General features: G+C 61.7%; 21 protein-coding genes. 7 read left to right on the forward strand and 14 right to left on the reverse strand.

Features of this window, described 5'->3' with window-relative positions; genetic code table 11:
* Nucleotides 1-3 precede the first annotated feature (3 nt).
* Both recA and CCOY_RS07485 read right to left on the reverse strand, forming a co-directional pair.
* Complete coding sequence (gene recA, locus CCOY_RS07480; RefSeq protein WP_092100153.1) at nt 4-1,125, reverse strand: recombinase RecA; 1,122 nt, start codon at nt 1,123-1,125, stop codon at nt 4-6.
* Nucleotides 1,126-1,326: 201 nt separating this feature from the next.
* Nucleotides 1,327-1,542: a DUF3046 domain-containing protein gene (locus tag CCOY_RS07485; RefSeq protein WP_070422319.1), complete on the reverse strand. Its 216-nt coding sequence runs from the start codon at nt 1,540-1,542 to the stop codon at nt 1,327-1,329.
* Nucleotides 1,543-1,600: 58 nt separating this feature from the next.
* Here CCOY_RS07485 and CCOY_RS07490 point away from each other — a divergent pair, with 58 nt between their 5' ends.
* The 3 genes from CCOY_RS07490 to CCOY_RS07500 are packed head-to-tail and all read left to right on the forward strand — an operon-like array spanning nt 1,601 to nt 3,464.
* Nucleotides 1,601-2,167 carry a biotin transporter BioY gene (locus CCOY_RS07490; RefSeq protein WP_070422318.1) on the forward strand — a complete coding sequence of 189 codons (567 nt, stop codon included), beginning with the start codon at nt 1,601-1,603 and terminating at the stop codon, nt 2,165-2,167.
* A 5-nt stretch (nt 2,168-2,172) separates the two neighbouring features.
* Nucleotides 2,173-2,862: an energy-coupling factor ABC transporter ATP-binding protein gene (locus CCOY_RS07495; RefSeq protein WP_092100155.1), complete on the forward strand. Its 690-nt coding sequence runs from the start codon at nt 2,173-2,175 to the stop codon at nt 2,860-2,862.
* A complete protein-coding gene (locus CCOY_RS07500; protein ID WP_092100157.1) occupies nt 2,859-3,464 on the forward strand; it encodes an energy-coupling factor transporter transmembrane component T family protein in 606 nt (201 codons plus the stop codon). The genes CCOY_RS07495 and CCOY_RS07500 overlap by 4 nt, the downstream gene beginning before the upstream one ends.
* Before the next feature lie 55 nt (nt 3,465-3,519).
* Here the strand turns inward: CCOY_RS07500 and CCOY_RS07505 are convergent, their stop codons facing one another.
* From CCOY_RS07505 to pgsA, 4 genes are all read right to left on the reverse strand, one after another.
* On the reverse strand, nt 3,520-4,344 hold the full coding sequence (locus CCOY_RS07505) for a PspA/IM30 family protein (RefSeq protein WP_070451023.1): 825 nt from the start codon (nt 4,342-4,344) through the stop codon (nt 3,520-3,522).
* A 74-nt stretch (nt 4,345-4,418) separates the two neighbouring features.
* Entirely contained in the window at nt 4,419-4,766 is a 348-nt protein-coding gene (locus tag CCOY_RS07510) for a helix-turn-helix domain-containing protein (protein WP_070422314.1), read from the reverse strand.
* 23 nt (nt 4,767-4,789) lie between these two features.
* The gene (locus tag CCOY_RS07515; RefSeq protein ID WP_092100159.1) at nt 4,790-5,329 is read right to left on the reverse strand and encodes a CinA family protein; all 540 of its coding nucleotides are present in this window, start codon (nt 5,327-5,329) and stop codon (nt 4,790-4,792) included.
* Nucleotides 5,326-5,865, reverse strand: a complete 540-nt coding sequence (gene pgsA / locus CCOY_RS07520) for a CDP-diacylglycerol--glycerol-3-phosphate 3-phosphatidyltransferase (protein WP_083279421.1) — start codon at nt 5,863-5,865, stop codon at nt 5,326-5,328. Before pgsA ends, CCOY_RS07515 begins: the two co-directional genes overlap by 4 nt.
* Before the next feature lie 49 nt (nt 5,866-5,914).
* Between pgsA and CCOY_RS07525 the strand changes: the two genes are divergently transcribed.
* Nucleotides 5,915-6,199, forward strand: a complete 285-nt coding sequence (locus CCOY_RS07525) for a YciI family protein (protein ID WP_070422311.1) — start codon at nt 5,915-5,917, stop codon at nt 6,197-6,199.
* Here the strand turns inward: CCOY_RS07525 and CCOY_RS07530 are convergent.
* Nucleotides 6,196-7,371 (reverse strand): TerC family protein, encoded by a 1,176-nt coding sequence (locus CCOY_RS07530; protein WP_070820314.1) that lies wholly within the window; start codon nt 7,369-7,371, stop codon nt 6,196-6,198. The two genes, CCOY_RS07525 and CCOY_RS07530, sit on opposite strands and share 4 nt — an antisense overlap.
* Before the next feature lie 261 nt (nt 7,372-7,632).
* On the opposite strand from CCOY_RS07530, the gene CCOY_RS07535 reads away from it, so the two are divergent.
* Nucleotides 7,633-8,682, forward strand: a complete 1,050-nt coding sequence (locus CCOY_RS07535; RefSeq protein WP_167594449.1) for an HNH endonuclease signature motif containing protein — start codon at nt 7,633-7,635, stop codon at nt 8,680-8,682.
* A gap of 59 nt (nt 8,683-8,741) precedes the next feature.
* On the opposite strand, the gene CCOY_RS07540 is transcribed toward CCOY_RS07535, so the two are convergent.
* The 7 genes from CCOY_RS07540 to dapB form a co-directional block, all read right to left on the reverse strand.
* Entirely contained in the window at nt 8,742-11,729 is a 2,988-nt protein-coding gene (locus CCOY_RS07540) for an FtsK/SpoIIIE family DNA translocase (RefSeq protein WP_092100165.1), read from the reverse strand.
* 67 nt (nt 11,730-11,796) lie between these two features.
* Complete coding sequence (locus tag CCOY_RS07545; RefSeq protein ID WP_083316784.1) at nt 11,797-12,423, reverse strand: TIGR03085 family metal-binding protein; 627 nt, start codon at nt 12,421-12,423, stop codon at nt 11,797-11,799.
* Between the two features lie 24 nt (nt 12,424-12,447).
* The gene (locus CCOY_RS07550; protein WP_070451016.1) at nt 12,448-12,873 is read right to left on the reverse strand and encodes a hypothetical protein; all 426 of its coding nucleotides are present in this window, start codon (nt 12,871-12,873) and stop codon (nt 12,448-12,450) included.
* Between the two features lie 70 nt (nt 12,874-12,943).
* Nucleotides 12,944-15,022, reverse strand: a complete 2,079-nt coding sequence (locus CCOY_RS07555; RefSeq protein WP_070422305.1) for a ribonuclease J — start codon at nt 15,020-15,022, stop codon at nt 12,944-12,946.
* Between the two features lie 2 nt (nt 15,023-15,024).
* A complete protein-coding gene (gene dapA, locus CCOY_RS07560; protein ID WP_070422304.1) occupies nt 15,025-15,933 on the reverse strand; it encodes a 4-hydroxy-tetrahydrodipicolinate synthase in 909 nt (302 codons plus the stop codon).
* A 36-nt stretch (nt 15,934-15,969) separates the two neighbouring features.
* Nucleotides 15,970-16,605, reverse strand: coding sequence for an FAD-dependent thymidylate synthase (locus tag CCOY_RS07565; protein ID WP_092100167.1), 636 nt, complete (start codon nt 16,603-16,605; stop codon nt 15,970-15,972).
* Nucleotides 16,606-17,349 (reverse strand): 4-hydroxy-tetrahydrodipicolinate reductase, encoded by a 744-nt coding sequence (gene dapB / locus CCOY_RS07570; RefSeq protein WP_070816278.1) that lies wholly within the window; start codon nt 17,347-17,349, stop codon nt 16,606-16,608. It lies immediately after the preceding gene.
* A 55-nt stretch (nt 17,350-17,404) separates the two neighbouring features.
* Between dapB and CCOY_RS07575 the strand changes: the two genes are divergently transcribed.
* Together CCOY_RS07575 and CCOY_RS07580 are read left to right on the forward strand one after the other, a co-directional pair.
* Entirely contained in the window at nt 17,405-18,055 is a 651-nt protein-coding gene (locus CCOY_RS07575; RefSeq protein ID WP_070771425.1) for an AMIN-like domain-containing (lipo)protein, read from the forward strand.
* On the forward strand, nt 18,055-18,306 hold the full coding sequence (locus tag CCOY_RS07580) for a hypothetical protein (protein WP_070422300.1): 252 nt from the start codon (nt 18,055-18,057) through the stop codon (nt 18,304-18,306). The genes CCOY_RS07575 and CCOY_RS07580 overlap by 1 nt, the downstream gene beginning before the upstream one ends.
* Nucleotides 18,307-18,312 lie beyond the last annotated feature (6 nt).

Below are 18,312 nucleotides of genomic sequence, written 5' to 3' on the forward strand. Positions count from 1 at the left end.
CGGCTACTTCTCGTCGGCCTTGGCGTCGTCTTCGTCGTCAAAATCGATGTTGGGCACCATGTCTACGGGATCGTCGGACAAGGCATCGTCGTCAACATTGGCGTACTGGCCCACACCGAGCGCGCGGAAGATTTTGTCTTCGATTTCGTCGGCCAGGTCCGGGTTGTCTTTGAGGAACAGACGCGCCTTCTCCTTGCCCTGCCCCAACTGGTCGCCCTCATAGGTGAACCAGGAGCCAGACTTCTTCACAATGCCATTTTCCACACCCATGTCGATGATGGAGGACTCACGCGAGATGCCTTCGCCATACATGATGTCGAATTCGGCGATCTTGAACGGCGGGGAAACCTTGTTCTTCACAACCTTCATCCTGGTGCGGTTACCGATGGAATCCTGGCCGTCCTTCAGGGTTTGAATACGGCGGACATCGCAACGCACAGACGCGTAGAACTTCAGCGCCTTACCACCCGTGGTGGTCTCTGGGGAGCCGAACATCACGCCGATCTTCTCGCGCAGCTGGTTAATGAAAATCGCGGTGGTACCGGAGTTGTACAGCGCACCGGTCATCTTGCGCAGTGCCTGCGACATCAAGCGTGCCTGGAGGCCAACGTGGGAGTCACCCATCTCGCCCTCAATCTCAGCCTTCGGAGTCAGCGCCGCGACAGAGTCGATCACGATCATGTCGATCGCTCCGGAGCGCACCAGCATGTCCGCGATCTCAAGCGCCTGCTCACCCGTATCTGGCTGGGAGACCAGCAGATTGTCGGTATCCACGCCAAGCTTGCGGGCGTAGTCAGGGTCGAGGGCGTGCTCGGCATCGATGAACGCCGCGATGCCGCCTGCGCGCTGCGCCTCCGCAATCGCATGCAGGGCAACGGTCGTCTTACCGGACGACTCCGGGCCGTAGATCTCCACGACCCTGCCGCGTGGCCAGCCGCCGATACCAAGGGCAACGTCGATAGCAGTGTTGCCGGAAGAGATTGACTGAATCGGCGGGCGATTCTCGTCGCCCAAGCGCATGACGGCACCCTTGCCAAAGTCCTTCTCAATCATCGCAAGCGCAGCGTCGAGCGCGTTCTGGCGCGAGTTCGCGGCGGAAGCGGCAGTCTTCTTCTTCGTTGCCATGTGGTGTTTTCCTCCAAATTGTCGGTGGTGCGACGGTTGCCGCATCCACACTGTGTGTTAGTCCGTGCCTATTAGACGCACGCGCCTACCCTTCGGTTCCCTCCAAAACAAGGAAAGTTCCTCGGGGGCGAATACAGGAGCCACTTTAGAATGCGGCTACGACACCGAACACTGTACACGCAAACGTGTTCGAACGGGAATTCAAAACCCGGGCCTGTCAATGCCAAGTCGGCGCTCTTCCGGAATGTCAAACGCTTCACAGAGTCCGCGCCACGCCTCGCGGGGATCGACACCACTTTCGATCATGTCCGCCGCGGTGCGCTCGTAGCCCGGTATCACCTGCGTATCGATAATCCACTTGGCTCGACCCGCGCCAAATTCGTCCTCGACCAGTTGATGAAACTCCGTCAAACGCATGACTCAACACGCTACCCGAACACGCGTTATTGAACGGCGTTCAGGTACACTGCCGCGCATGAGTAAATCTTCCACCGCGCAGGACATTGCGCTCATCGCCGTCTTCGCGGCCATCATCATCGCTCTCGGCTTCGTCTCCATCCCCGTCGGCGCCGCAGGCGTGCCTATCGTGTTGCAAAACGCAGCCATCATCCTCGCCGGCCTCGTCCTCGGCTGGCGCCGCGGCCTGTTCACCGCAGGTATCTTCCTCCTGGTCGGCCTCGCACTACCCGTGCTTGCAGGCGGCCGCACCGTCATCTCCGCACTCGGCGGCACGACCGTGGGCTACCTTGTGGGCTACCTCGTCTCCGCTACCGTCGCGGGCCTGATCGCCTACCGTGCGCCATTCCGCCGCAACACCGCAGCTACGATCGGCGTCCTCATCGTCGCCGGCTACGTTGCCCTGTTCTTCCAGTACCTCTGCGGCGTATTCGGCCTCATGGCCCGCGCTGAGATGTCCTTCGGCGCAGCATGGGCCGCACAGGTGCCATTCCTGCTGCCTGACGCCGGCAAGGTCGCTCTCATGATCGCCATCGCAATCGCGGTGCACCAGGCGTTCCCTGACCTGCGCGGTAGTCGTCGATAAGCACGATGCCCGTCATCGAATTCAAAGGCGCAGCCGTCACCTACGACGGCAACACCGTCCTTCAGCCACTCACCACGCGCCTGAGTGAGCAACGCATCGGCATCATCGGCTCCAACGGTTCCGGCAAATCCACCACCGTGCGCCTCATCAACGGACTCATCGAACCCACTTCAGGGCAAGTGCTTTACGACGACCTCTCCCCCACCACCCAAGGCCGCGACGTCCGCAAACGCGTCGGATTCGTCTTCTCCGACGCCGAATCCCAAATCGTCATGCCACGCGTCTCCGACGACGTCGCCTTCTCTCTTCGCCGCTTCAAACTCCCCCGCGACGAAGTGCGATCGCGTGTCGACGACGCTCTCGCCCGCTTCGAACTCACCGACCTCGCCGAAAACTCACCGCACACCCTGTCGGGCGGCGAAAAACAGATGCTCGCACTTGCATCCGTGATGGTGATCGAACCAGACACCATCATCGCAGACGAACCCACGACACTGCTTGACCTGCGCAACCGCAAACGAATCGTGCGCGAACTTAACACACTCGAGCAGCAACTCATCGTGGTCACACACGACCTGGACATGCTGCGCGACTTCGAACGCGTTCTCGTCATCGACGACGGCGCACTCGTCTACGACAGCAACCCCGCCGACGCCATCGCGTTCTACACCGACCTCATGGATAACAAACCATGATCCGCGAACTCCCCCTCGGTGTCTACATCCCCGGCGACACACTGCTCCACCGCATGCAGTCAGCGCTGAAGTTCGTGCTGCTGGTGGTCTTCATCATCGGGGTCACTGTCCTGCCCACCCGGCCCTGGCACGCAGCCGCCGCACTCGGGTTTGTGCTGGTGCTCTACTTGTGGGCACGCATCCCAATGAAGATTGCGTGGCGCCAACTCGTGCCACTCCTGCCCTTCCTGATCTTTTTAGGCGCGTTCATGGTGTGGCAAAACGGCGTCGAATCGGCGGCGACGCTACTCATCGGGCTGCTTGCCACCATCGCGGCGGCGAACCTGCTCACACTGACCACCCCGGTCCAGGAACTCCTTGACGCCCTCGACCGCGCACTCGCACCGTTGGGACGCACAGGCGAACTCATCTCGCTCACCATTGCACTCACCATTCGCCTGATTCCGCTGACACTCGCGACCGCGAACGAAGTCCTCGACGCCCGCAAAGCCCGCGGGGCTGGCTTCTCCCTCCTAGCGTTCGGCACTCCCCTGGTCATCCGCTCCGTGCGGCGGGCGAAGATGATCGGTGAAGCGCTGATGGCGCGCGGCGCCGTGGACTAACCCCACGCAGCGAAAAGGCCCGAAGCGATGTGCTTCGGGCCTTCGATATTGTTCCTTACTCGCCGCGCAGTTCGCGCATGCGCTGCGCAACCGCATCATCGCTGACGTTAGCGTCGGTAGCGGACTGCCCCGGCTCAATCGCCTGTTTCTTGCCAGCGGTGAGCTCGCCTGCCATCTCCGCACGCAGCTGCTCCAAGCGGCCGTGACCAGCCATCTGGATACCAGCCTGCTCAACCTCAGCCATACGACCCTGAATGGAGTTCTGCGCCAACTCGGCGGCACCAAGCGCGTTAGCGTAACGACGCTCAATCTTCTCACGAACCTGATCCAAGTTCGGACCGGACGCAGTAATCGAGTTCATCGACTGCATCGTCTCCGAAACCTTCTCCTGCATCTTCGCCTGCTCAAGCTGCGACAGGAGCTTCGAGCGCTCAGCAACCTGCTGCTGCAAGTGTGCCGCGTTACGCTCCACAGCCTGCTTCGCCTGAGCTGCCTGCTGCAGCGCCTGGTCGTGGAGCTGCTTAGTATCCTCCACACCCTGCTCAGCGGTGACCAGCTGTGCCGCAAACGCCTCCGCGGCGTTTTCGTACTCCTGTGCCTTCTGCGCGTTGCCCTCGCCGCGAGCTTTATCAGCAAGCTTGAGCGCCTGGCGGGCATTCGCCTGCAGCTTCTCAACATCCTCGAGGCGACGGTTGAGCTGCATCTCCAACTGACGCTGGTTACCAATCACCGCGGCAGCCTGCTGCGACAGTGCCTGGTGCTGGCGCTGCGCCTCGTTGATGGCCTGCTCAATCTGGATCTTCGGGTCAGCGTTCTCTTCGATCTTGTTGTCGAAGAGAGCCATCAGGTAGTTCCAGAACTTGGAAAAGGGGTTCGCCATGGCTAATCACCGCGACCTTTCATCTTCATTAGTTAGTGCGTCAAACTCCACCCACAATAGTCGGGTGAGCTCCGTTACGCTTCCGCAGCCGCCGGAGAGGTAACCGCGAGTTCCTCGTTGAAGGAATGCAGCGACATATTCGCCACCGCTTCCAGCAACACCTCAGACACCGTGGTGTCCAGTGCCTCGCACAGCGCTGCAAGCAGTTCAGAGGACACTTCCTTGCGACCGCGCTCCAACTCCGAGATGTAGCCGGAAGACACGCGAGCCTCCTTCGCCAACGTGCGAAGAGTTACGCCCTTATCAGCGCGAAAAGCGCGCAGCGACATACCGAGGGCTTCGCGGAACAGTGGCTCACGCGCTGGGGCGGATGCAATCGGCAGTTCTACCGGGGCTTCGTAAAGCAGAGTCGTAGTTGTCATCAGCTGCTCCAACGATCGGTGGTCTAGTTTTGTTCCCGAACGCCAGTCAGCGCACCAACCAGGGCCGCTTCGACCGCGCGTCGGCGAATCTCGTTGCGCGACCCTGCGAGGACTCGGACAGGGGTCGCATGTCCATCGACAAGCGCATACCGGCCCGCTTCCGAATCGAGCAGTTCCGCAGCTTGCGACGACGCCGTCCACTTCGGCCCCGCCAGCCCAATCCACACCGTGCCAGCCGGCATACCGTCTTGCGCACCGGGCCCTGCGACGCCAGTAAGCGCAACCGCCCAATCCGTCCCGCACACCTTACGAGCACCGCGCGCCATCTCGCGGGCCACTGCCGCAGAGACCACGCCTTCTTCCTCAATCAGGTCGGCCGGAACGTGGGCCAACTCGGTTTTGAGCTGCGCCGAGTACGTCACCAAACCGCCGACGAGTACGTCGGAAGCACCCGGCACGTCCGCAAGGGTCGCAGCAGCAAGCCCGGCAGTCAGCGACTCGCAAAAAGCGATGGTTTGGTTCCGGGAACGTAGTTCGTCGATAAGCAATTGCGCCGTCGTCATTTGTTCGCCTTTCCTGCATCAACCAAATACTGCACACCCGTAACCACGGTGACCGCCACCGCGAGCAACATCACCACAAACACCGGCGTATCCGCCCATGCGGGCAACGGACACAAGTACAGGCCAACCGCCAGCGACTGCAGGACAGTCTTCACCTTGCCACCCTTCGACGCCGGCACCACCAGACCGCGACGCAACATCCACATGCGCCACACCGTGATCCCCAGCTCACGAGCCACGATCACCACAGTGACCCACACCGGCAACGGCCCCGCAATATTCAACGTAACCAGCGCAGTAATCATCAACGCCTTGTCCGCGATCGGATCAGCAATCTTGCCGAAATCCGTAATCAGCCCCCGCGCACGAGCAATATCCCCGTCAAGCTTGTCTGTGATCATCAACGCCACAAACAGGCCAAACGCCCACCACCAGCGCTCCGAAAGCACCAGCCACGCGAACACAGGAATGAACAGAATCCGCAGAGACGTCAACACATTCGGCAGATTCCAATTCGACGGCTTATCCGTTTGCATCACGCGATCCACCATACCCATCTCACGCGTTCCACCTAGACTGCCCTCCATGAAGTATTTCGCAGCAACCTACACCTACGGCGAGCAAACGCTTGTCGACGACACCCGCCCCGCCCACCGCGAATTCATCTCCTCGCAACTCGCACTCGGACGCATCGTGGGATCCGGCCCTTTTATCGGCGTCAATCAAGCCCTAATCATCCTGCAACTGCCCGACACTGCCACTGAAGCTGATGCGGCGGCCGTGCTGGATCAAGACCCATACACGACCGCCGGCGCACTCGCAGCGCGCGAGATCCGGGAGTGGAACCCGGTGATGAATATCTTCGGCTAAGCCTTCCTACCCCCACGCGCGACATCGAGGTGGGCGGTCTCGCGCGATCCCGTCGCGGTGTGATCGCCCTTGCCAGATGTCGCCGGATCGTCGATCCACTCAACATGGTGTCCGTGACGGTCGACCTTGCGGCGGTTGCCGTGGTCGTCGAAATCAATGTGGTACTGGTTTTCGTTCGGATCACGGACACCTGCCTTCACGTCAGCGCGGTCCTTGATCACCGAGGCAATCGCGGTGATCGCGAGCACGCCGACGATGATCAGCAGCGAGGCGACAGTGCCGACCTCCGGCACGTCGAGACCCTCGCCGCCATTGATGAACGACAGATTGTTCTCGTGCAGCGCGTGCAACAGCAGCTTCACACCAATGAAGCCGAGCACCACCGCGAGGCCGTACGGCAAGTACACCAGACGATCCAACAGACCGTTGAGCAAGAAGTAGAGCTGACGCAGGCCAAGCAGTGCGAACGCGTTGGCGGTGAACACCAGGAACGCCTCCTGGGTAATGCCGTAAATAGCCGGGATGGAGTCGAACGCGAACATCACGTCGATGAACCCGATGGACAGCAGCGCCACAAACAGCGGGGTAACCGCGCGCTTGCCGGCCTGGGTAGCGGAAACGAGACGGTCTCCGTGGTACGAGCTGGTCACCGGAATAACCTTGCGTAGCGTCTTGACCACCATCATGTCGTTCGGATCCGGATCCTCTTGGTCCGTCACCTCGTCGTACACCATCTTGATCGCGGTGTAGATCAGGAAGGCGGCGAAGATGTAGAACACGTCCGACCAGGCCTCGATGATCACGGCACCCAGCAGAATGAATACGAGACGGCAGATCAGCGCGATCACGATGCCGATCAGCAACACCTTTTGCTGATATGCACGCGGGATCTTGAACGCACCCATGATCAGCGCGAACACGAACAAGTTATCTACCGACAGCGACAGCTCAGTGATGTAGCCAGTGAAGAACTGCATGCCGTGTTCGCCGTCCCACAGCCACCACACGATCCCGCCGAAAATGCAGGCCATGGTCATGTAGAACAGGGCCCAGCCGCCCGATTCCTTCATCGTCGGCTCGTGCGGGGTACGCACGTGCGAGACGAAGTCAAAGATGAAAAATCCCAGGATCACCGCAGAGGTGATCAGCCAAATACTTAACGGCACATGCATGCGTTTAATCCTCCGGTAGCAGAAACGACCGGAGGTCTCCCCCACCCAAGTGGGCTGTTCGGACCGGGGCCATCACTTTTCGACGACACCGTGTTGACGATCCAGAACACTTCCGGGGTACTCCCCTCCAAGTGGGTAACACAATACACACACTTTTTTGGTGTCGCGAATGTGGATAACCACCCCAGTTTGTTGATGCGTCAACGCGGTTATCCACAAGGGCCCTGCCGGGCATTGCGGAACTGGTTTAACGTGCGAGGCATGAGCCCATTTGAAACCTTCCTCGCGGACCTACCCACGGTGGATAGCCTGCAAGGCTTCAACCGTGCAGCCGCACTTGCCAGCCGCTGCCGGCCAGCAACCGTGACCGCCTGGGGCCGCATCCACGACGTCTACTTCGGCGCCACAAAGTGGACCAAGCAGCAGCGCCGAGCCCTGGAGGCGGCCCGCGCTGGCGCGTTCGATTTGGACCGGCTGTCGTACATTGAAAATCGCCTGACTGCAATCGACGATGAGGGCGAGCGTTGGCGCGTGCGCCACAAACTCCTCGCCGTCCACGGCAGCTTCGCCGCACTGCGCCAGGCCGCAAAAGACCTCATCCCACCCACGGCGCCGAGGATGCCGAAGGCACAAATTACGTTCTCCTGCTCCACCCTTGGGATGCGGACGATGAGGGTCACCGCCTCCGAGCGAGACATCGCGGATCTCGAACACGCACTGCGCCAGCACGTGGACAGCTCACGGCCCGCGGCACCACAGATGCTTGACGCGTTCTTGACATTGCTTCGCGACGGCACCTCCATCCCACACGCCGCTCCTCGCCCGATAGTGCTCGCACCGCTACCTGAGCACATCCGGATCCTCTCCGGCGACGGCGAGGATGTGACCCTCGTACTTACCGACGGCACCACCATGACCGGAGCCGAGTACCTCAATCTCACCTTCGGTGAAATCGCCCTGTTCCACCCGCAAGCCGGGGCGGTGAACCTCTACCGGACACAGCGCTTCGCCAACCAAAAACAGCGCGACCTCGCACGCCTGCTCATGCCTCGTTGTCCCTTCCCCTCTTGTCGTCATGGAGCTGACTTTTGCGAGATTCACCACATCACGGCCTGGAAGCACGGCGGAGAAACCAACATAGATAACCTCGCACCCCTGTGCAGCTACCACAACCGGGTCAACGACGACGACCCTTGGCACACCAGTCGAGGGCGCATCGAAATCATCAACGGCACCCCGACATGGGTCTCGCCAAGTGGTGTGCCGGTTCCCGTGACCGAAGCGGGGGCAATGCAGCAACTCTTCGGCTAGCGGCTACTTAACGACGAAAACCCGCACACGGCGGGTTATTCGACATGCCCTCAGACAGGCTAGAAGGCTCCCCCAGTGGGGTTGTACGTGGCGGTGACGGTGCGGGTGTCGCCGTCGGTGCCGCCAGTGTCACTGCCAGAGTCAGGGCCGTCGGTGGTGGTATCGTCGTCAAGCATGACGTCCTTGGGTGCCTCAGCCGGATCGGCGCCCTTGATCATCCAGATGATCGTCTCCAACTCCTCCGGCTTGACCAACACCTCGCGAGCCTTCGACCCCTCAGACGGACCGACCACACCGCGAGATTCCATCAGGTCCATCAGGCGGCCAGCCTTGGCGAAACCGATACGCAACTTGCGCTGCAGCATCGACGTCGACCCCAGCTGGGAAGTCACCACCAGCTCGACGGCCTCGAGGAGGTCGTCCATGTCCTTACCGATGTCGTCGTCAATGACCTTGGCTTCCGCCTGCTTATCCTCCGTGACGTCCTCAACGTAGTCGGGTTCGTCCTGTTGGGACTTCGCAGCGTCGACAACCGCCTGGATCTCCTCGTCCGAAACGAACGCGCCCTGCATACGCTGCGGCTTGCCGGCACCCTGCGGGATGAACAAACCATCACCCATACCGATGAGCTTCTCGGCACCGCCCTGATCCAGAATCACGCGAGAGTCCGTCAACGACGAGGTCGCAAACGCAAGACGCGACGGCACGTTCGTCTTAATCAGACCAGTCACCACATCCACGGACGGACGCTGGGTCGCAAGCACCAAGTGGATACCGGCCGCACGCGCCTTCTGCGTGATACGAACGATCGAGTCCTCGATTTCCTTCGGCGCCGTCATCATCAGGTCTGCCAACTCGTCGACAACACACACGATGAACGGGTACGGACGCATCTCACGCTCCGACCCCGGAGGGGCCGTCAGCTCACCAGAGCGCACCTTGCGGTTGAAGTCCTTGATATGGCGCACGCGCGCGGACTTCATGTCCATATAGCGCTGCTCCATCTCCTCCACCAACCACTGCAAGGCTGCGGCCGCCTTCTTCGGCTGAGTGATAATCGGCGTGATCAGGTGCGGGATGCCCTCGTACGGGGTCAGTTCCACCATCTTCGGGTCCACCAGGATGAGGCGGACCTCCTCAGGGGTGGCGCGCGTGAGCAACGAGATGAGCATGGAGTTCACGAACGCTGACTTACCGGAACCCGTCGAACCCGCAACCAGCAGGTGCGGCATCTTCTGTACCGACGACGCGATGAAGTCGCCTTCGATGTCCTTGCCCAGACCGATGAGCATCGGATCGTCCTGCGACGCCACGTTCGGTGCGTCGAGCACGTCGCGCAGGCGTACCATTTCGCGGTCAGCGTTGGGTACCTCGATGCCGACGGCGGATTTGCCGGGGATCGGGGTGAGCAGGCGGACGTTGTCGGTGGCCACCGCATAGGCGAGGTTGGACTGCAGGTTGGTGATCTTGGAGACCTTCACACCTGGGCCAAGTTCGACCTCGTAACGGGTCACTGTCGGGCCGCGGGAGAAGCCGGTGACTTGTGCGTTGACGTTGAATTCTTCGAAGACATCGGTGATGGCTTCGATCATGCGGTCGTTGGCTTCGGTGCGCGTCTTCGGCGGGTTGCCGGGGATGAGCAGGTCGGTTGAGGGCAGGGTGTAGTCGCCCTGCGGGATCTTGCGTACCTGCTTCGGTGCCGGTGGTTGGGTTTCGGACTTTGGGGTGGTTGCAGGGATTTTGGAGGCGTCGATGCCGGAGCGTGCGGCGATGGCTTTCGCCATCTGCTCGCGCGAGGTCTCGACGGCATCGGGGGCCACTGCTTGTCGACGATCCGACGTCTCTTCCGGGCGCTCCAACACCTTCGTCTCGTTGGGGTTGTTGTCGGCGCGGGTCGTCTGCGCTGGTGCCGGCGCTGGCGTCGGTGCGGGGCGACGCTTCGGACGAGGAACGACCGTGGTCGCCTCCGGTTCTGGTTCTGGTTCGGAGGTGTCGTCGGTGTCGTTGAGGTCGTCCGCAAAGTCGAACAGGTCGTCGTCTTCGTCCTCGTTGGTGGGGTAACTCTCCATCGGCGTGCGCGGGCGGCGCGGACGAGGCATCAGACGTGGGGCTGGACGCGACGCGCGTGGGCGTGGGCGGTCGCGGCCTTCTGCAATGTCATCGAGGTCTGCGTCGACGTGCGAGTACGGGTCGTCGTCCTCATCGTCTTCTGCGTTGAGCATGCCGGTAACGAGGCCCTTGACGTAGTCGTAGGCCTCGCGCACCGTAATACCTGTCGCTTTGAGCGCGCCGTACAGCACGATCAAGCCCAGCAGCGGCACGGCAACGAACGAGGAAAACCCGGCAGCGAGCAAACCACCGGTGAAGGCACCGATCGCGCCGCCAGCGATCCGGCGGTCTTCCCATGCCGAAGGGTTGCCGGCGAACACGTGGATGAGGCCAAGCATCGCCACTGCGATGATGCTGAAGCCCAGAGCGGCGCGTGCGCGAACCTCGTCGCTCGCGCGCACGTTAAGCATGAGCGCAATAGCGACGCCGACGAGCACGACCGGCAGGATCAGCGCACCCGCACCGATCAACCAGTGCGTGCCGGTGGAGATCAAATCCCCGACCGGGCCTGCAACATCGAACCACACCGAGCCACCAATGACCGCGGCCAGGCCGATGAGCACAAGGCCCCAAGCGTCGGCGTGATGCTCGAAGGTGCTGGTGCGGGGCGTGGGGTCGTCGTCACGCTGTTCGAGCTCGTCGTGGTCGTCGTACTGGTCGCGTCGCGGGCGACGGCGTGAGGTACTCAGATTCTCTTCTTCCTGCTCATGGTGGCGCGGCTCGCGCCGGAGAAACGAACCGACGCCGCGGGCTGCGGCGCCGAGGGAACTACCGACCACTTTGTACGCAGAGCCGACGCGCTCATCGGCAGTGTCGGCGGCCACGGTGGAAGAGGTCGGCGGGTGTGTCATCGACACCGGCCCGCCGTAGCGGGTGCCGTCCGCCGAGCGGCGTGAAGAAGACCGCGAGTTACGCGGTGCGGTGTTTTTGACAGACATGGGTGTAACTCTAACGCCTTAAGTCACATTTTCCCCATACGCCACACCAGAGGCGCGGTGTCAAGCGTTAAATCTTGACATCCAGGCCATCGAGCGCTTCCAATGCGCCGGTCAGTTCAATCTCCGCAGCGTTGCGACCCGATACCCACAACAGCAATTCGCCGGGTGCTCCGCTGACGCGCACGACGTCGTCGCCACGCTGTGCCACCCCTGCCTTATCCCCGAGAGTCACCGGCGGCAGGTCCGGCGGTGTCAGAATCACGGGCGCTTGAGCCTTGCGCAACGTCATCGCGCCGAAGCGCTTCGCCAGCGCCAAAAGCTGCGCGTTCACCGTGCGAGAAAAGTCGCGCGGGCGCACCTCTCCCCCACCCCGGCGCACATCCTCGTGGTGAATAAAGTGCTCGGCAGTGTTCATTGCAGCATCGAACGGCTTGATCCACACCGGCGGGCCGGCCGCCCACTCGTTCACCACCTCGGTGTATGGGCGGGCCTTCACCTTTGAGGTTTCCTTCTCCGTCATACCCGACAGTGCGTCCACGAACATGCCCGGCAACGCCAAGGGCTTCGACTCGCGGATCAGCAGGTGTGCGGCCAAGTCGAAGGTGTTCCACCCTTCGTTCAAGGTGGGCGCATCAGGGCCTACCTCAAGGAACAACTCGGCCAGACGTGAGCGTTCTCGTTGTGCAAAAGACATGCCAACGAGCATAGCCACGAGCTTTTAGAGCAGCTGCGCGCTCCGGAACACGCTAAAGAGATTCTGCTCGATATTGATGAAAACTCGGAGTACAGGTGCGAACATCGCCCACGTCTTGTCAGTGGTCACGACCCGACCCGACGCGCCGTAACCCAAATCGGTGACCGTCTGCCCTTCGACGTAGCACCCCTGCATGCCACCTTTGTAGTGAGCGCACAGGATCTGGTCGCCGTCGAAACGACCCAGCACGCGAATCGCATCGTTATTAGCCGAGTAGTAGTCCTGATCACCAGGGCGCACAACGTCGTGGCTCATCCAGTATCCGGTGTAGCCCGGATCGTACGGAACCGGTGTCCCCTCCGGCAGCGGATGTGCTCGCTCGTCGGCAAGTGCAGGCGTGGCTGTGAGAAGGGTCGCGGTGGCGGTGAGTGCTACGAGTGACTTTTTCATACCTCTGAAATAGCAAAATCGGGGCCCGGCGTTACGGCCAGACCCCGATTTGGGGGGTTAACGCAGCGAACTAGCGGGACTCGCGAGTAGCGGCGATTTCTTCCTCAGTCGCGATGTGGTTGTCGGACGACATCGGCACAACGGTCGGCAGGATCACAGGCTGACGCTTGTAGTTCTGCTCGATCGCGCGCGAGACCTTGCGGCGAATCTGCTGCACCATGCGGAACGGATCGTTCTCGCCTTCCGCGGCGAGGTCACCCATGACGGCTTCGACCCCCTCGACGACCTTCTTGTTGAAGTCGCGGTCATCGTCGGAGTAGCCGGTCGTCGATACGCGAGGTGCTTCGAGGAGACGACCGGTGGCGTCGTCGATAACGCAGGTAATCGACACGACACCGCCGGATGCCAGCGACGTACGATCGGCGAGCACGTCCGGGTCGACGTCACCCATGGTCACGCCGTCGACGTAGAGCTGGCCCACCTGGTACTGGCCGGCAACCTTGATGTTGCCCTTGTGCATATCGACGACAACACCATTCTGGGCAAGCGCCGTGTTGTTCGGCTTCACACCAGTAGAGATCGCGAGCTCCTTGTTCGCGCGCATGTGACGCCATTCGCCGTGCACCGGCATGGCGTTGCGCGGGCGTGCTGCGTTGTACAGCGCAAGCAGCTCGCCAGCGTAGCCGTGGCCGGACGCGTGAACGTGCGCCTCAGCGTTGGTGATCACGTTCGCACCGATCTGGGCGAGGTTGTTAATCACCGCAAACACGGCCTCCTCGTTGCCCGGAATGAGCGAGGACGACAGGATGATCGTGTCGCCGTCATGGATGGTGATCTGACGGTGCTCGCGGCGAGACATGCGCGACAGTGCCGCCATCGGCTCACCCTGCGTACCCGTAGTGATCAGTACCGTCTTATGCGGGGCCATCTTCGCGGCTTCTTCGATCGGAATGATCGTGCCCTTCGGAGCCTTGAGCAGGTTCATCTTCTCCGCAATCTCCATGTTGCGGAGCATGGATCGGCCGTTGAAGGCAACCTTGCGGTTGTTGGCCACAGCGGCGTTGACCGCCATCTGCACACGTGCAACGTTGGAGGCGAACGAGGCAATGACAACGCGCTGGCGAGCATTACCGACGAGGCGGATCAGCGTCTCCTCAATACCCGCCTCAGAGGCGGAGATGCCCGGGATGGTGGCGTTGGTGGAGTCACACATGAACAGGTCGATGCCCTCGTCGCCAAGACGCGACAGGGCCGGCAGGTCGGTCGGCTTGCCGTCGTACGGGGTCTGGTCAACCTTGACGTCGCCGGTCATCACGACGTGTCCGGCACCGGTCTTGATGGACACGCCGAGGCACTCCGGAATGGAGTGGTTGACGTGCCAGAAGCGCAGGCGGAACGGGCCGACGGTGACCTCGGAGTCCTTGTTCACGTCGTTGAGCTTCGGACGCTGGCGGTGCTCCTGCGTCTTTGCCTTGATCAGGGCGTTGGTGAACTTGGACGAGTAGATCGGGATGTCGTGGCGCAGCTTCAGCAGCCACGGGATCGCACCGATGTGGTCTTCGTGGCCGTGGGTGACGATGAGCGCGTCGATCTTGTCCAGCTTGTTCTCAATCGGGCCGAAGTCCGGCAGGACCAGGTCCACGCCCGGCTCGTCGGAGTTCGGGAACAGCACGCCACAGTCCACGATGAGCAGACGGCCGTTGTATTCGAAGACCGTCATGTTGCGGCCGATTTCGGAAATACCACCGAGTGCGTAGATACGCAGGGTGTCCTTGGCCAGTTTCGGCGGGGCTGGCAAGCGCTTGGTCAGGTCGGCGCCTTGCATTCCCTTCACCGGGTTGCGACGACCGCCGCCCTGGTTGCCACCGCGACCACGGCCACGGCGACGGTTTCGGCTGCTGCCACCACCGTTGCCGCCACCACCGTTGTTGCCGCCGTTACCACCACGGTTGCCGCGCGGCCTTTCGCCGCCATTGCGACCACCGTCGCGACCGCCATCACGGCCCGCGTCGCCGCCATTATCGGCGGTGTTCTTCTGTGCGTTTGTGTCCGGGGTCTCCGGAGCTTGGAAGACCGGCTGTTGATCAGCCGGTTCCGGGGGTCCTGCCTTGCGCGTCACCTTGCGGGCGCGGTTGCGGGGTTCGTTCATATTTATAGGACTCCAGCCTCTTTCATATCTTCTTGGAGCCGCTTGACCTGCTCGGCTGTCGCTGGTGCGACAGGCAGGCGCGGGTCTCCCACTTCGATGCCCTGCAGTCGCAGAGCTGCTTTTGCAAATGTCACGCCACCCAGCTCGGCCTGCTGCCGTGCGAGGACGTTGAGTACGTTGGCGTTGATTTCCCGTGCGCGGGTGAGGTCGCCGGCCTCGAATGCGTCCACGAGTCCCCGCAGCGCTTGTGGTGCTGCGTGTCCGACGACGGAGATAACTCCGGTTGCGCCGAGTGTGAGCCAGGGCAGGTTGAGCGGGTCGTCGCCTGAGTACCACGCCAGGCCTGTCTCTTGGATGAGGCCTGCGGCTTCGAAGAGGTCGCCGCGGGCGTCTTTCATTGCCTGAATGTTGTCGACCTCGGCGAGTTCGCGGATCGATTCGGCAGTGATGGGGATCCCGGAGCGTCCCGGGATGTCGTAGAGGCAGACGGGTAGGTCGGTTGCGGCTGCGATTGCTTTGAAGTGCGCGACTACTCCGGCCTGTGAGGGTTTGGAGTAGTAGGGGGTGACTGCGAGCAGGGCGTCTGCGCCCGCGTCTGCAGCTTGTTGTGCCAGCGTGACTGCGTGGCGGGTGTTGTTGGAGCCGGCTCCAGCGACGATTTTTGCGTTGGTGCCAACTTCTTCGCGCACTGCTTTGAGCAGCTCAACTTTTTCTTCTGCGCTGGTTGTTGGGGATTCGCCGGTGGTTCCGGCGAGGACGAGTGTGTCGATTCCGTTTTCTACAAGGTGGGCAGCAAGCCGACGTCCTGCGGCGAGGTCGAGGTTGCCGTCGGAATCAAACGGCGTAACCATGGCGACGCAGACGGTGCCGAATGTGTTGGCGCCTGTATCAACTTTGCATGATGAGCCCATGAGCAAGAAGAATACCTCCTATTGACACGTATGTGCTTATCGACGTTCCCCTGCCGCCAAATCTTCAAACACCAAGGGCGCTTCCGGCTGGAGCACATCGAGGCACGCGCGTGCGATCATTCTGATTTCTTTGTCTTCATATTTTCCGCTGTGCTTTTCGACGAAACCACGCCACGCCCCGTACGACCCCGTGATTACCAGTTGCGTTGCGGTGGCTAACGGCAAAAGAGAACGGGCTGCTTCGGCGGCTCGTTTGCGCCGAGAGAGCAGGTTGGGGTCGTCGACAAGCACGTGCTCGAGACCGTCGAGGAGTTCTTGGCGGATGAATGCAATGTGTTCGATGGCGGTGTCAAACAGGTTGACGAGGTCCTCGTCTTCCGCGATGAGGTGTGGGACGACCGCGCCGTCGTCGTCACGCAGGCTCACCGCGAAACCGGGGTGTGCACGGATGATTTCTGCCGCGGCGCGCGATACCCCGTACACGTGGAGGGTGGCGCTGGCGTGGGCGAGAAAGTCGGCGCGGTCGTCGTCGATAAGCCTGCGCAGCACTGTTTCGGCGTCGTGGGACGACATTGCGGCGTGCGCGATAACCGCCTCTGCGTCGGTGACATCGGTGCCGCCTGCGGGGCGGGTGTTGCGCAGGGCGGTTGCGGCGACGAGTTCGGCACGCATTTAGAGCCCGAGGTACTCGTCGAGGCCGATCGTCAGACCTGGACGGTTGGCCACTTCGCGCACACCAGTCAAAACACCTGGGACGAAGGATTCACGGCCGTAAGAGTCCTGACGGATGGTCAGTGACTGATCGGTGGTGCCGAAAATGACCTCTTCGTGCGCGACCATGCCCTGCATGCGTACCGCGTGGACAGGCACACCGTCGACATCGGCGCCGCGGGAGCCGTCGAGTGCTTGCTCGGTCGCGTCCGGCATCGCGTCCATACCGGCTTCCTTGCGGGCCTGTGCAATCCCCTGCGCTGTCTTGACTGCGGTGCCGCTCGGCGCGTCGAGTTTGTTCGGGTGGTGGAACTCGACGACCTCCGCCGACTCGAAGAATGGCGCCGCCTGGCGGGCAAACGCCATGGTGAGTACCGCAGAGATGGCGAAGTTCGGAGCGATGAGCACGCCGACGCCCTCGTTGGCGGCGCACCAGTCGCGGACCTGCTGGTAGCGGGCATCGTCGAAGCCAGTCGTGCCAACAACGCAGTGGATGCCGTTGTTAATGCAGAACTCCAGGTTGTCCATCACCGCGTTCGGGGTGGTGAAATCGACGATGACGTCGACGCCTTCGTCGACAAGCGTTTGCAGCGAGTCCCCCTTGTTGATCTCCGCCGCCAGCTCGAGATCGTCCACCTTCTTCACCCCGGCGACGACTGCCGAGCCGACCTTGCCCTGTGCGCCAAGCACTCCAACCTTGATCATGTGCATCCTTTCTTTCGCTCGCCCGCAATGGTAGCGCCACCTAAGCTGGGCGACTATGAAACGCCACACGACACTACTTATCCCGGGTGCCATTGCGGCGCTGCTGCTCGGCGCGTGCTCTGCGGACAACGACACCGGCACTGATTCCAATACCGACGCCACCGTTACAGCACCAACGTCGCAGAGCACGACCGCTACCTCGAGCGAAGCGGCGACGACCACTGACGTCTCCCCTGCCGCAGCAGCTGCCCCCGTAGAGCCACCCACCAAAGATGGGTTCTCGCTCGAAGACACACACATCCAGTCCGAGCAACTCGCCGAGATGATGATCGAAGACGTGCGTGCTGGTTCGCACGAGGGATACGACCGCCTCGTAGTGGAACTGTCTGGCACCGGTTCGCCGAGCGTGATCGCCGGGTACGACACCGACCCGCGCCAGCAGGCTTCCGGCCTCCCACTGAAACCCGCCGGTAATGCGTACTTCACGCTGATCATCCAGGGTGTGCCGCTAAGTATGTCTGCAGATGAGGCAGTCTTGGCTAAGTCCAGCCCCGCCGGCGTTGCGGCCGGCAGCATCACGGAGATCGCGGACGGCGGCGTGTACGAAGCGGACGCCCAGTACGTTGTCGGTTTGGACAAGCAGCGCCCGTACAAGCTCAGCGTGCTTGAAAACCCGACCCGCATCGTCGTGGACTTTCAGAAGTAATGAACGCCACATCGTGGCTTGGGCTCGCCTTCGTCATCGGGGTGAGTGTCCTTGGGTTGTTCGTCTTGTGGCGCAAGTTGCGCGAGATTCAGCGCAGCGATCTTGACGACGACGCCAAGCGCCGCTGGGGCCTGCTTTTCGGTATCTCGCCGCTTGCCGGATTGTTTACGTGGAATCGTCGCGAAGAATTGCTCGGCCATCGTGACGATTCGGAAGAAACTTCCAGTGAGACAGGTCAAGGGAGAGCGTGATTGTGT

This window comes from Corynebacterium coyleae, assembly GCF_030408635.1.
Taxonomy (GTDB): domain Bacteria; phylum Actinomycetota; class Actinomycetes; order Mycobacteriales; family Mycobacteriaceae; genus Corynebacterium; species Corynebacterium coyleae.

Excerpts from the sequence above, each read along its gene's own strand:
- recA (WP_092100153.1), bottom strand. The coding sequence starts at position 1,125 with ATGGCAACGAAGAAGAAGACTGCCGCTTCCGCCGCGAACTCGCGCCAG.
- CCOY_RS07485 (WP_070422319.1), bottom strand. The coding sequence starts at position 1,542 with ATGCGTTTGACGGAGTTTCATCAACTGGTCGAGGACGAATTTGGCGCG.
- CCOY_RS07490 (WP_070422318.1), top strand. The coding sequence starts at position 1,601 with ATGAGTAAATCTTCCACCGCGCAGGACATTGCGCTCATCGCCGTCTTC.
- CCOY_RS07495 (WP_092100155.1), top strand. The coding sequence starts at position 2,173 with ATGCCCGTCATCGAATTCAAAGGCGCAGCCGTCACCTACGACGGCAAC.
- CCOY_RS07500 (WP_092100157.1), top strand. The coding sequence starts at position 2,859 with ATGATCCGCGAACTCCCCCTCGGTGTCTACATCCCCGGCGACACACTG.
- CCOY_RS07505 (WP_070451023.1), bottom strand. The coding sequence starts at position 4,344 with ATGGCGAACCCCTTTTCCAAGTTCTGGAACTACCTGATGGCTCTCTTC.
- CCOY_RS07510 (WP_070422314.1), bottom strand. The coding sequence starts at position 4,766 with ATGACAACTACGACTCTGCTTTACGAAGCCCCGGTAGAACTGCCGATT.
- CCOY_RS07515 (WP_092100159.1), bottom strand. The coding sequence starts at position 5,329 with ATGACGACGGCGCAATTGCTTATCGACGAACTACGTTCCCGGAACCAA.
- pgsA (WP_083279421.1), bottom strand. The coding sequence starts at position 5,865 with ATGCAAACGGATAAGCCGTCGAATTGGAATCTGCCGAATGTGTTGACG.
- CCOY_RS07525 (WP_070422311.1), top strand. The coding sequence starts at position 5,915 with ATGAAGTATTTCGCAGCAACCTACACCTACGGCGAGCAAACGCTTGTC.
- CCOY_RS07530 (WP_070820314.1), bottom strand. The coding sequence starts at position 7,371 with ATGCATGTGCCGTTAAGTATTTGGCTGATCACCTCTGCGGTGATCCTG.
- CCOY_RS07535 (WP_167594449.1), top strand. The coding sequence starts at position 7,633 with ATGAGCCCATTTGAAACCTTCCTCGCGGACCTACCCACGGTGGATAGC.
- CCOY_RS07540 (WP_092100165.1), bottom strand. The coding sequence starts at position 11,729 with ATGTCTGTCAAAAACACCGCACCGCGTAACTCGCGGTCTTCTTCACGC.
- CCOY_RS07545 (WP_083316784.1), bottom strand. The coding sequence starts at position 12,423 with ATGTCTTTTGCACAACGAGAACGCTCACGTCTGGCCGAGTTGTTCCTT.
- CCOY_RS07550 (WP_070451016.1), bottom strand. The coding sequence starts at position 12,873 with ATGAAAAAGTCACTCGTAGCACTCACCGCCACCGCGACCCTTCTCACA.
- CCOY_RS07555 (WP_070422305.1), bottom strand. The coding sequence starts at position 15,022 with ATGAACGAACCCCGCAACCGCGCCCGCAAGGTGACGCGCAAGGCAGGA.
- dapA (WP_070422304.1), bottom strand. The coding sequence starts at position 15,933 with ATGGGCTCATCATGCAAAGTTGATACAGGCGCCAACACATTCGGCACC.
- CCOY_RS07565 (WP_092100167.1), bottom strand. The coding sequence starts at position 16,605 with ATGCGTGCCGAACTCGTCGCCGCAACCGCCCTGCGCAACACCCGCCCC.
- dapB (WP_070816278.1), bottom strand. The coding sequence starts at position 17,349 with ATGATCAAGGTTGGAGTGCTTGGCGCACAGGGCAAGGTCGGCTCGGCA.
- CCOY_RS07575 (WP_070771425.1), top strand. The coding sequence starts at position 17,405 with ATGAAACGCCACACGACACTACTTATCCCGGGTGCCATTGCGGCGCTG.
- CCOY_RS07580 (WP_070422300.1), top strand. The coding sequence starts at position 18,055 with ATGAACGCCACATCGTGGCTTGGGCTCGCCTTCGTCATCGGGGTGAGT.